Below are 11,561 nucleotides of genomic sequence, written 5' to 3' on the forward strand. Positions count from 1 at the left end.
ACCTTTCCGGGCCCCCGATCGTGGTACCGCCAGGAAAGGGAACATGTGATGCGCACTACAAAAGATGCGGTGGTGATCGGCGGCGGCCTCGCGGGCCTGGCGGCGGCGACGTACCTCGGCCGGGCAGGGCGGTCCGTCGCGCTCATCGAGAAGGCGCACGCGCCGGGCGGCCGCGCCGTCACGCAGCAGAGCCACGGCTTCTCGCTGAACCTCGGCGCCCACGCGCTCTACCGCGGGAGCGCCGCCGAGGAGGTGCTGCGCGAGCTCGGCGTCCGCTACACCGGCGCCCCGCCGCCCGCGTCGGGCGCGCTCGCGTTCGACCGCGGCGCCTTCCACACGCTGCCCTCCGGCGCCCTCTCGCTCCTCACGACGGGCCTCTTCGGCGTCGCCGCCAAGGTCGAGATGGCCCGCGTCCTCGGCAGCCTCGCCGCGATGAGCCCCGCGCCGCTCGCGTCGGTCCCTGTCTCGACCTGGCTCCGCGACACGTTCCGGACCCCCGAGGTGCGCCGCCTCGTCGGCATGCTCGTCCGGCTGACGACCTACTGCGCCGATGCCGACCGCCAGAGCGCCGGCGCGGCGCTCGCCCAGCTGCAGCTCGCCTTCAGCCAGGGCGTGCTCTACCTCGACGGCGGCTGGCAGACGCTCGTCGACGGCCTGCGCGACGCCGCCGCGGCGGCCGGCGTCGAGATCCTCACCGGCGTGCGGGCGACGCAGGTCGCCGTCGAGGGCGGCGCCGTCTCCTCCGTCGAGCTCGCGAACGGCGACCGCCTCGGCGCCGGCGCCGTCGTCGTCGCCGCGAGCCCGCGCGCCGCGGCCTCGCTCGTGCCCGGGAGCCCGGCGCTCGCCGCGCACGCCGAGCGCGCCGTCCCGGTCCGCGCCGCGTGCCTCGACCTCGCCCTGTCGAGCCTCCCCCGCCCGCGCGTCCGCGTCGTGCTCGGCATCGACCGCCCCCTCTACCTGGCGCTCCACTCGGCGTCCGCGCGCCTCGCCCCCGAGGGCGGCGCCTTGCTCCACGCCGTCCAGTACGGCCCCGAGCTCGCCGGCCGCGACGCCGAGCGCGAGCTCGAGGACCTGCTCGACCGCGCGCAGCCCGGGTACCGCGCCCGGATCGTCGAGCGCCGCTTCCTGCCCTCGCTCGTCGTCTCGAACGCCGTGGTCGCCGCGGAGGGGGGCGGCACTGCGGCGCGCCCCGGCGTCAGCGTCCCGGAGATCGACGGGCTCTTCCTCGCCGGCGACTGGGTCGGACCGACGGGCATGCTGGCCGACGCGAGCCTCGCCAGCGCGCGCGACGCCGCCGGCGCCCTCCTCGCGCGAAGCGCGCGCCGGGCGCTCGACCGCGCGGCGTGACGGGGTTACCCGGGCGTTCCATGAGCAGCTCGACGGCCTCCCCCGCCCCGCGCGCGGCGCCCGCCCCGCGCGCGGCGCCCGCCCCGCGCGCGGCGCCCGCCTCGCCGGTGTCGACGCCGGGATTCCTCGCGGCGAGCTACCGCGAGCACGAGCGCTTCCTCTGGGCCGTCTCGTACCGGCTCACCGGCAGCGCCGCCGACGCGGACGACATCGTGCAGGAGACGTTCGTGCGCGCGCTGGAGCACCCGCCCGCGCGCACGGACGAGCCCGTCCGCCCGTGGCTCACCCGCGTCGCGATGAACCTCGGCCGCGACGCGCTCCGGCGCCGCAAGCGCCGCGCCTACGACGGCCCGTGGCTCCCCTCGCCCATCGAGGCCGAGCCCGAGCCGCCGTCGTTCGAGATCCCGGGCAAGGACGGCACCGAGGGCCGCTACGATCTCCTCGAGAGCGCGTCGTTCGCCTTCCTCATCGCGCTCGAGGCGCTCACCCCGCAGCAGCGCGCGGTGCTCCTGCTCCGCGACGTCTTCGACTACTCGGTGCAGGAGACCGCCGACGCGCTCGGCCTGTCCGAGGCCAGCGTGAAGACGACGCACCACCGCGCCCGCCGCGCCCTCGAGCCGTACGACCGCGAGCGCTGCCGCCCCTCGCCCGAGCTCGTCGAGCGCTCGGGCGCGGCGCTCATGCGCTTCCTGCAGACGCTGGCGACGCAGGACGTCGCCGCGATCGAGGCGCTCCTCGGCGAGGGCGTCCGCGTCGTCAACGACGCGAACGGCGAGTACAAGGCGGCGCGCCGGATCGTCGTCGGCCCGAACCGGGTCGCGCGGCTCTTCATCGGCCTGCTGAGATGGGAGGGCAACGGCGAATTCCGCCATGAGATCCGCCTCATCAACGGCCTCCCCGCGATCGTCATCGAGCGCGTGCCCGGCCTGCCCGGCGCGGCGCCGCGGTACGTCCTGCGCTGCGACGTCGACGCGCGCGGGCGCATCACGGAGATCCACACCGTGCTCGCCTCACAGAAGCTGACGGCCGTGAGGCCGCTCGCCCGGTGACGGTCGTCGATGACGCATCAACGATGCTCGATGTCGATGACGTCGATGCGGTCGATGACGTCGATCACGTCAATGCACAGCGAGGAGGCAGCCCCCTGCCGGCCGAGCGCTGGGGTGAGTCGTGTCGCGGGGCGCGCTTCGGCCGGCGAAGTTGATACTGTGTTGCAGCAACATAGCGCGCTGCGGCGCGACTGTCCACGCCGGAACAGCCCGCTCGTCAGGTGGCTTTGCCCGCGCCCTGGGCGCGCTCCTTGTGCGCCTCCTCGATGAAATGGCGAACCTCCTTCTCGATGGCCGCGATCGCGATCCCCTTGAAAGGGCGCATGAGGAACGGCACGTCGAGATCGACGTCCACGGCGCCGGGGCGGAGCTCCATGCTGCCTTTCAGCTTGACCCCCTTCACCGAGAAGCCGAGCTCCGCGCGCTTCTCGTCGCGCCACACGAGGAATGGCTCGTACTCCGCGTAACGCTCCCGGTACTGCGCGATCGCTCGCTCGGTCGCCAGCTTCGCCTCGCTGTCGTTCAGGTCGTGCTCAATCGTGTGCTTCATGATGGGACCTCGCAGTTCGTATCAGGGCACATCGCGAGAACCGGCCGGTGGACCGTCCACGCCGGAGACGTGCGCGCGGCGCCAGGCCGATTTCCATCGATGAGATAACACGGATGGGCCGAGCACGCGGCCCGGGACGGCCACTGACCCACTTCTGCGCTCTGTGGCATTTCGCCACGAGGCGGAATGGCGGCCTTTTGTGGGCTCTTCCGCACGGCGCGCCGGGTCGACCGCGGCGAGGCGCGATGGGCCCGGCGGGAGGCACCGCGGATGCAAAGCGCCCTCGCATGCGTGTGCGCGGCGCTCGATCTGGAGATCTCCTGGGGCTCACGGCCGCAGCGGTCCTGCTGTTCGGCGCCGTGGGGTGCGCCCTGCCGACCCGGATCACCTCGGTGGACGAGGAGGTGGCCCGGGTCCAGACGCCGGCGGCGATCGACGAGGGGCTCGGGAAGCTGGAGGAGGCGGAGACCCAGCGGCGCGTCGCGCGCCTGATGGCGAGCCCGGAGGTGCGGGCCGCGCAGCGGCAGCTCATCGCCGGGCTGATCGACGGGACGCTCGCCTCGCTGGGCGAGGCGGACCGCGCCGCGCGCGTCAACGAGCTCACCGCGGAGTACATGCGCGGCGTCGTGCGGAGCGCCATGAACGGCGCGCTCGGCGAGGACAGCCGGCGCGATCTCCAGCGCATGACGGGATCGCTGGTGGAGGCGAGCGTCAGGCAGCTCCGGGACAGCCTGGACGAGGCCGACCTCGGCCCGGCGATGTCGTCCGCGCTGCGGGAGCAGCTCGGCCCGGCGCTCCAGGTGGTGATCGCGGAGAACCTGGGCCCGGGGATGACCGCGCTGCTCGGCAGCGACGATTTCCAGCGCGCGCTGGGCGCCACGGCGCGGGTCATCGGCCGCGAGATGGTGGCCGGCGCGAACGACGCGCTGACGGAGGTCCAGCAGCGGAGCGGCGGGCCGCAGGGCGAGTCGATGCTCTCGCGGGTCGGCGACCTGGCGGACGAGGGGGCTCAGCTCGTCAGCGCGCTCCCGTGGATCCTCGCCGCGATCGCCGTCGCGCTCGCGGTCTGGGTCACGGCGCTGCTCGCGCAGCGGAAGCGGTACCGCGCGGAGATCGAGCGGCGCGCGCGGGCGCGCCTGCTCCTTTCGGCGCTGGAGGCGTCCGAGGGCAAGCCCTGGTCGGACGATCTCCTGGCGGCGCTCGAGGACCGCCTCCACGCCGAGGAGGACGCCGAGCTGGAGCTCCGCCGCGCCCGGAGCAAGGTCATCCGCGCCCGCGCGAACGGCGCGAACGGCGCGGGCGGCGCGGGCGGCGGCCAGCCGACGCCGCCGCTCACCTGAGCGCGCCGCCGGCCCGGGACCGTCGCGCCTCCGCGCCGTGCCAGTGGCCACCGCGCCCGGCCTCGCGTAAAGACAGGCCCCGCCGTGGACCTCCTGTATTTCGCGCTGCTCTGCTCCGTGCTCATCTTTGTGCACGAGCTCGGCCACTTCGTGTGCGCGAAGATCTTCGGCGTGAAGGTCCTCACCTTCTCGATCGGCTTCGGCCCCCGGGTGCTGCGCCTGCGGGGCCGTGAGACCGAGTACTGCATCGCCCTCCTGCCCCTCGGCGGCTTCGTGAAGATGCTCGAGGAGAACCGGCAGGAGGCCGTGCTCCCCGAGGATCGCAAGCGCACCTTCGAGTCCCAGGCGCTCTGGAAGCGCGTGATCATCGTCATGTCCGGCCCGGCGATGAACGTGCTCTTCCCGGTGCTGCTCTACTTCGCGGTCTTCATCGGCGAGACCCGCTTCGTCCCGCCCACGGTCGGCGTGGTCCTGCCGGGGCACCCGGCCGAGGGCCGGCTCGTCCCGGGCGATCGCATCCTCGAGGTGGACGGCGAGCGGGTCAGCACCTTCGCCGAGCTCCACCGCATCGTGACCAAGAGCCCCAACCAGGAGCTCCGGCTCAAGGTGTTCCGCAACAAGGAGCACGTCGAGGTCACGGTCGTCCCGGAGGAGAAGCTCGTCCAGAAGCCGCTCGAGATCGTCGACCGGGTGGGCGAGATCGGCATCAAGCCGAGCCGCCCTGCCGCCGTGGTCGGCGTCTCGCGGCCCGACTCGCCCGCGTTCCGCGCGGGGCTGCGCACGTTCGACGTGGTGACGGAGGTGCGCGGCACGCCCGTGAAGACCTTCGCCGACCTGGAGGTCGCGCTCGAGGAGAGCCGCGGCGCCACGGTGCCGGTCACGTACCTGCGGCCGGTCCCGGTGTCGCGCGCGCTCGGCGGGCTGGCCGAGATGGCGGTCTACGAGTCGGGCGTCGCCGCGCTGACCCCGGAGACGGGCAACGGCGACCTGCTCGCGCGGACCGGCATCGAGCCGGCCGATCTCTACGTGGCGGAGGTGCCCCAGGGCTCGGCCGAGTGGGACGCCGAGCTCCGGCCGGGCGATCGCATCACCGAGGTCGATGGCGTCGAGGTCACCGCCTGGTCGACGTTCGTCGAGCGGCTGTTCGCCGCGCCCGACCGGCCGCACGTGATCACCTGGCAGCGCTCGGGCCAGCGCAAGAGCGGCACGATCGAGCTCCGCCGCGAGGACTGGATCGACGAGTACGGCCAGCACCGCCCGCGCTTCTACCTGCGCGCCTCGAACTGGTCGCCGATGGTGGCCGAGCCGTACGTCGACAGCCCGTCCGCCTTCCAGTTCGCCCTGGAGAGCGCGGTCGACGAGACGTACGACGTCATCCGGTTCATCGTGGTCGGGATCGTCCGCATCATGGAGGGCAAGGTCAGCATCTCCACGCTGGGCGGCCCCATCACGGTGTACGACGTGATCGGCGAGGAGGGCGCGAAGGGGGTCAGCTATTTCGTCTGGGCGATGGCGGTGATCTCGATCAACCTTGGGCTCATCAACCTGCTGCCCATCCCTGTGCTCGACGGCGGTCACCTCCTGTTCTTCACGTTCGAGGCCGTGCTGCGGCGCCCGCTGCCGCTGCGCGTCCGCGAGATCGCGAGCCTGGTCGGGCTGGTGGTGCTCATCGGCCTGATGGGCATCGCCTTCAAGAACGACGTCGAGCGCCGCTGGGATGTGATCCAGGGGCAATTCAAGGAGCTCGTTGGCTGACCGGGCGAAGGGCGGCGCGGGCGGCGATCCGCCGCGGCAGCGGGAGAGCGCGCCGCGCGCGGTGGCGGCGCGGGTGCTCGCGCGGGTGTGGGGCTCGGACGCCTTCGCCTCGGCGGCCCTCGACGCCGAGCTGCGCCGGGCGCCGGCGCTGGACCCGCGGGACGTCGGCCTGGCGACCGAGCTCGTCTACGGCGTCCTGCGCGCGCAGGGGGCGCTCGAGGCGCGCATCGCCGAGCTCGCCGCGAAGGGCCGCTGGACCGCCGATCCGCTGGTGCGCGCGCACGTGCTGATGGGCGCGTACTCGCTGTGCTTCCTCGACCGGGTCCCGCCGTTCGCGGCCGTCTCGGAGGCGGTGGACGGCGCGCAGGCGGCCGGCGGTCCTCGCGTCGGCGCGTTCGCGAACGCGGTGCTGCGGAAGGTTGCGGCCGCGGTGGAGTCCGGCGGTCGCCCGCCGCTCGCGGGCGCGGTGGTGGCGTCCGCGCCGGGGTGGCTCCGGGGCGCCCTGCGCCGCTCGCTCGGCCGGGCCGCGGCCGAGGCCTTCCTGTCGGCCGGCCCGGTGCCGCCGCCGACCGGCCTGTGCCTCGCGCCCGGCGAGGACCGCGACGCGTGGCTCGACGCGCTGCGGGCGGCCGCGCCGTCCGCGTCCTTCGAGGCGGGTCGCGTCTCGCCGCGCGCGATCGTCGCGCGCGGCGCGGGCGATCTCCGGCGGCTGCCCGGCTTCGGCGCCGCGTGGATCGGCCAGGAGGAGGGCGCGCAGGCGCTCGCGTTCGCGCTCGGCGCGCGGCCCGGCGAGCGGGTGCTCGACGCGTGCGCCGGCCGGGGCAACAAGTCGTGGCTCCTGTCGCGCGCGGTGCTCCCCGGCGGCGCGGTGGACGCGGCGGACCTGTACCCCGCGAAGCTCTCGCAGCTCCGCGCGGCGCTGAGCGCGCCGCCGGCGAGCTCGGAGGGCGCGGGCGCGGAGGGCGCGGGCGCGGAGGGCGCGGGCGCGGAGGGCGGCGACGCGCTGGCCGGCGCGGGCGGCGGCGGGCTGGCGCGGGCCGCGGCGTTCGTCCGCGAGACGTACGCCGTGGACTGGACGGTGGGCGCGGGCGACGTGCCCGAGGGCTACGACCGCGTGCTCGTCGACGCCCCCTGCTCGGGGGTCGGCACGCTGCGGCGGCGCCCCGAGATCACGCTCCGGCGCGAGGCGGACGACCTCCCGCGCCTCGCCGACCTGCAGGTCGCGATCGCGCGCCGCGCCGCGACGCGCGCCCGGGACGGCGGCCGGCTCGTGTTCGCCGTGTGCAGCGTGCTGCGCGAGGAGTGCGAGGCCGTGGCCGCGCGGCTCGCGGCCCCGGCGGAGGACGACCTCGGCGTCCGCCTGGAGCCGGCGCCGTTCGACGCGGAGATCGCGCGGGAGCTCGCGGCCGGCGGCGACGCGTTCCGGCTGCTGCCGCACGTGCACGGCACGGACGGGTATTTCGCGGCGATGTTCGTCGTGCGGCGGTGACGGCGCGCGCACTGCGCCGCCCTTGGCGGCCTGGCAACGCGGCTAAAAGCGTCTTTCCGTCAGGCCCTGTCAGGCGCGGAGGACCGTGACCCGGCGCCCTGACGGGGTAAGCGCCTCCTCGAAGCGGGTGCACGACTCGGGGTCTGCGCCGGGGCGGCGGTCGAAGATCACGGCGACGCCGGTGTCGAGAGATAGCCTGTCGAGGTAGGCGTCGAGCTGGGTGAGCGCCCTGGACAGCGGGTCTTTCTCGCCGGCGCGCCAGACCTTGAGCTCGATGGCCTCCCGCTGCCAGGCGCGCTTGCCGTCCTCGCCGGTAAAAGGCCAGCGCACGAGCATATCGATGCGGCCGCGGCCGACGCCGTACTCCCGGTCCACATGGCGTCCGCCGTTCACCACGCGCTGCAGGTACGCCATGAGCACGAGCTGCGGCGCCACCTCGTGGTAGGGCATGCGGCCGGCGAGCAGCGCGCCGTGCTCGCGCCAGAACGCGGCGAACTCGCGCAGCAGGCGCTCGACATCGAAGCGCCCGTCCGGCCGGACGAACGCGCGCGGCTCGACGGCGATCGCGTCCTCGGCGGGGCTCGCGAGGACGCGGACGATCACCTCGCGGTAGATGGGGTTGGCGATCCGGAGCGGCCTGTCCGGCGCGACGAGGCCGAGATCGCGCACGTAGGCCGCGTCGTCATCGTAGGTGTCGCCGCCCGCGAAGCCGCCCTCGAGGAGCGGCACGAGGACACGGCGCACACGCGGCTCCATCAGCCGCGCCACCAGCGAGTCGAGGTGGGTCGCGCGGGCGAGGATGAGGCGCTCCTTCGCTTCCTCGACGTGCGCCGCCGTGATCTCCTCGGTCGAAGGCACCTGCATCACCTCGACGATCTCGCGGCCGAGCGCGTTCACGAGCCACGGCTGGCCGCCGGTGAGCTCCACGGCGCGGTCGACCGCCGCATCGGTGAACCGCTGGCCGGTCTCCGCGCCGTGCTGCGCGTAGAGCGCGCGCACCTCGTCGGGCGTGAAGTCGCCCAGGCGGATGGACTCGACCTTGACGTTGAACGGGCTGCTGGTCCCGAGCCGCGATGGATCCTCGCCGCTCTGCGCCTTGTAGTCGCGCACGTCCCGCAGGCCGCAGAGGACGACGGACGCGGGGAAATGGTCCGGCCGCTCGGGGAAGCCCGATCGGAGCTGGCGCAGCACGCTGATGAGGCCCTGACCGCGGAGCGCGTCGATCTCGTCGAAGAACAGCGCCAGCGGGCGCGGGCACGCCTCCGCCCACGCGCGGAGCGCCGCGATGAGCAGCCCCCCTTCCGAGGCGGGCGGGAACGCCGGCGGACGGAGCTCGGCGGGGAGCGTCTGCTCGGCGCGCATGCGGATCGCGTCGAGGACAGCGCGTTGCGCGGCCGCGTAATCGTCCCCGGCCGCCTCGCCCGTCTCGCACGAGAAGTGGAGCGCCGCGTGGCGGCCGGACGCGGTGAGCTCCTCGGCGAGCGCGCGCAGCGTCGTGGTCTTGCCGGTCTGGCGGGGCGCGTGCAGGACGAAGTAGCTCGCTTGCTCGACGAGCAACGGCGCCTCGGGCAGGCGCTGCGCCGCGGGCACCATGTAGTGCAGGTCCGGGCGGCAGGGCCCGGCCGTATTGAAGCGGCGGCTCATGCGGCGAGCGTGGCGGCCGCCGCGCCAGGGGGCAAGAGGCTTGCCGGGGATTCGCGTGGGCGCTCCTGCGCGCGCTCGGCGGCCGAGGTCCTCTGCGCGCGAAACGCGAAAGCGAGTTGGTGGATCAACGTTCCCCCACATGAACCCATCAAGTTCAGCGACAGAGGCAAAGCCCCCTGAAGATGGTTCCGGTTCATGAGAGAACGAACCACAGAGGCACAGAGGGCACAGAGGAGAGAGAGAATAAAAACTTCACTCTCCCCTCTGTGCCCTCTGTGCCTCTGTGGTTCAAACTCTTCTCTTCCCATCCCGGAGCCAGGGACGAGCTCCGGGGACGCGGCGCTCCGCGGCGGCGCCTGACAAGCTCGAGGAACCCCGCACCTGGGCGTCCCGGCGCTGCCGCGCTGCATCAGCAGGGCGCGACGGGACGTCGCCGTCCCATCCGCCCGCCGCGGTCCGGGCCCGGCCCAGTCGGCCGCCGCGCGGCGGGAGGAGGCGTCAGCGTCGCGCGCGTCGCCCGCTCCGAGGCGCCGACCGAGCGCGCCGGCACGGCGGCCCGGCGGGTCGTTCCAGCAGCGACAGCCGATCCCCCGGTGAGGGCGTCGCGCGCCGTTCAGCCGCTGTACCGTGCCGCGCGCGTGTGAGAGGATCGCGATCGCCCATGAAGAGGATCAAGCTCAAGCTCCACAGCGACGAGTACCACCTCAGCGCGGTCGGCTACCTGTTCGAGGACCCCCCACCGGACGTGGATCCGGCTGGCGTGCGGCCGTTCTCGATCCGCAACACGGTCTTTCCCGAGTTCGATCTGGAGCCCGGCAACTACGTATTCCGCTTCAGGGTCCGGAACGGCAGCGGGAAGTTCCAGATCTTCGCCTTCGACCCCAAGACGAGCCAGAGCACGCGCGCGGAATACGACACGTCGAGCGGCGCCGAGCACCTCACGTTCAAGTTCACGGTGACGCCATGAAACGATCGCTGCTGCTCCTACCCACCGCGGCGCTGCTCTCGCTCTCGCTGAGCTCGCCCGCCCTCGCCCAGAGCGCGCCGCCGCCGTCGGATCCGGCGCCGCCGGGCGCGCCGCCCACCCCGCCCGTCGCGCCCGCCTCCCCCGCGGCGCCCGTGCCGCCCGGCGCCGCGCCCCTCCAGCCCGTAGCCCCGGCGCCGGACGCCGGCACGGCCGCGGCGCCCGCGCAGCCGGGCCGCGCCATCTCGCCGGTCGCGCCGGGCGCCTCGATCGCTCCGATCGCCCCCGCCGCCGGCGCGCCCATCTCGCCGGCGGCCACCGGCCGCGAGCTGGTCTATCTCGTCCCTGCCGAGGTCACGGGCGCCTCCGACGGCACGGCGCTCGCGCGCGTCGGCTTCGGTGTGCTGGCCGGGTTCGGCGAGGTGACGGATCCGACGGCCTGGGACGTGAGCACCGTCCTCCAGGCCGAGGTGGCGACCGACAGCGGGCTGGCCACGCTGATCGGCCTCTCGAGCGCCGGCGAGACGGCCCAGGCGCCCGTCGGCAGCCTGCGCCTGTCCGCGTCGTTCGCGCGCCTCGACTTCGAGGGCGAGGGCAGCTCGGCGTATCCGCCGCTGATCCTCTACGTCGGCGGAAAGGTCGGCCGCACGCGGTTCAGCTATCTCGGTCCCGGCCCCGAGCGGCGCGACGAGAGCCTGCCGCCCACCTTCGTGCCGCGCGAGCTCGTCGCCGTGCCCTGGAGCGTCGGCGCGGCGGCGGTCTACGTCGGCGAGGGCGGCAAGAAGCTCGCGCCGACGCTCGAGGGGCAGATCGCGTTCGACTCGCGCTGGACCGCGTCGACGGACACGCTCGACTGGTGCGAGCCCGTGGGCGACGTCGTCCGCGGCGTCGATCCGGTCACCCAGTCCACGCAGTACGCCCCGGTGAACCGCTGCCGGCGCGAGGTGCTCGGCGCGCCGACGCAGAGCCAGGAGCTCACGATCACGGCGCACGCCGGGCTCGTCGACAAGGTGGCGAACGCCACGTTCCGCGCGGCGATCGGCGCGCGCGTCGCCGTCGCGCTCAACGACGAGGCGCCCGCCGACGTCGGCGTCAACGTGCGCGCCCCGGTCTACGTGACGCTGGCGCGCGCGCCGGAAGGGACGAAGTACCGCGGGCTCATCCGGCTGATGCCGGCGCTCAGCGTGATCCGGCGCTCGACCGGCGAGACGGACGTCGGCGGCATGATCGAGATCAGCTTCCTCGGCCAGCGCGCGATGTTCTCCGACAACTACACGGACCTCTGACGGCCGGCGCCGCCAGGCGCGGACCACCGCGCTGCACACGCAGCGAAGCCCGCCCACCCCGCCTCGGGCGCAGCGGCGCGCCCACCGCGCCGCGCGCGCCGCCCGCCGCAGCAAACACCGTCGCATCGATCGCCGGC

General features: G+C 74.3%; 10 protein-coding genes. 8 read left to right on the top strand and 2 right to left on the bottom strand.

What is annotated here, in order from left to right; all coding sequences use genetic code 11:
• Window positions 1–48: 48 nt before the first annotated feature.
• From WME96_RS40445 to WME96_RS40455, 3 genes are read left to right on the top strand one after another with little or no spacing between them, the layout of a single operon-like run.
• Window positions 49–1,347, top strand: coding sequence for a phytoene desaturase family protein (locus WME96_RS40445; RefSeq protein WP_437286897.1), 1,299 nt, complete (start codon window positions 49–51; stop codon window positions 1,345–1,347).
• Window positions 1,348–1,367: 20 nt separating this feature from the next.
• Window positions 1,368–2,396 (top strand): sigma-70 family RNA polymerase sigma factor, encoded by a 1,029-nt coding sequence (locus WME96_RS40450; protein ID WP_437286898.1) that lies wholly within the window; start codon window positions 1,368–1,370, stop codon window positions 2,394–2,396.
• Window positions 2,393–2,551 (top strand): hypothetical protein, encoded by a 159-nt coding sequence (locus WME96_RS40455; RefSeq protein WP_437286899.1) that lies wholly within the window; start codon window positions 2,393–2,395, stop codon window positions 2,549–2,551. The genes WME96_RS40450 and WME96_RS40455 overlap by 4 nt, the downstream gene beginning before the upstream one ends.
• 62 nt (window positions 2,552–2,613) lie before the next feature.
• On the opposite strand, the gene WME96_RS40460 is transcribed toward WME96_RS40455, so the two are convergent.
• Complete coding sequence (locus WME96_RS40460; RefSeq protein ID WP_433930527.1) at window positions 2,614–2,946, bottom strand: polyhydroxyalkanoic acid system family protein; 333 nt, start codon at window positions 2,944–2,946, stop codon at window positions 2,614–2,616.
• Between the two features lie 287 nt (window positions 2,947–3,233).
• Between WME96_RS40460 and WME96_RS40465 the strand changes: the two genes are divergently transcribed.
• The 3 genes from WME96_RS40465 (at window position 3,234) to WME96_RS40475 (ending at window position 7,530) form a co-directional block, all read left to right on the top strand.
• Window positions 3,234–4,286 (top strand): hypothetical protein, encoded by a 1,053-nt coding sequence (locus WME96_RS40465; protein ID WP_437286900.1) that lies wholly within the window; start codon window positions 3,234–3,236, stop codon window positions 4,284–4,286.
• 84 nt (window positions 4,287–4,370) lie between these two features.
• Window positions 4,371–6,041: an RIP metalloprotease RseP gene (gene rseP, locus WME96_RS40470; protein WP_437286901.1), complete on the top strand. Its 1,671-nt coding sequence runs from the start codon at window positions 4,371–4,373 to the stop codon at window positions 6,039–6,041.
• Entirely contained in the window at window positions 6,034–7,530 is a 1,497-nt protein-coding gene (locus tag WME96_RS40475) for an RsmB/NOP family class I SAM-dependent RNA methyltransferase (RefSeq protein ID WP_437286902.1), read from the top strand. The genes rseP and WME96_RS40475 overlap by 8 nt, the downstream gene beginning before the upstream one ends.
• 69 nt (window positions 7,531–7,599) lie before the next feature.
• Here WME96_RS40475 and WME96_RS40480 read toward each other — a convergent pair whose 3' ends face one another.
• The gene (locus WME96_RS40480; protein ID WP_437286903.1) at window positions 7,600–9,174 is read right to left on the bottom strand and encodes an AAA family ATPase; all 1,575 of its coding nucleotides are present in this window, start codon (window positions 9,172–9,174) and stop codon (window positions 7,600–7,602) included.
• Window positions 9,175–9,835: 661 nt separating this feature from the next.
• On the opposite strand from WME96_RS40480, the gene WME96_RS40485 reads away from it, so the two are divergent.
• Together WME96_RS40485 and WME96_RS40490 are read left to right on the top strand one after the other, a co-directional pair.
• Entirely contained in the window at window positions 9,836–10,141 is a 306-nt protein-coding gene (locus WME96_RS40485; RefSeq protein ID WP_437286904.1) for a hypothetical protein, read from the top strand.
• Entirely contained in the window at window positions 10,138–11,424 is a 1,287-nt protein-coding gene (locus WME96_RS40490) for a hypothetical protein (protein ID WP_437286905.1), read from the top strand. The genes WME96_RS40485 and WME96_RS40490 overlap by 4 nt, the downstream gene beginning before the upstream one ends.
• Window positions 11,425–11,561 lie beyond the last annotated feature (137 nt).

Source organism: Sorangium sp. So ce406 (genome assembly GCF_051474675.1).
Classification (GTDB): domain Bacteria; phylum Myxococcota_A; class Polyangia; order Polyangiales; family Polyangiaceae; genus Sorangium; species Sorangium cellulosum_G.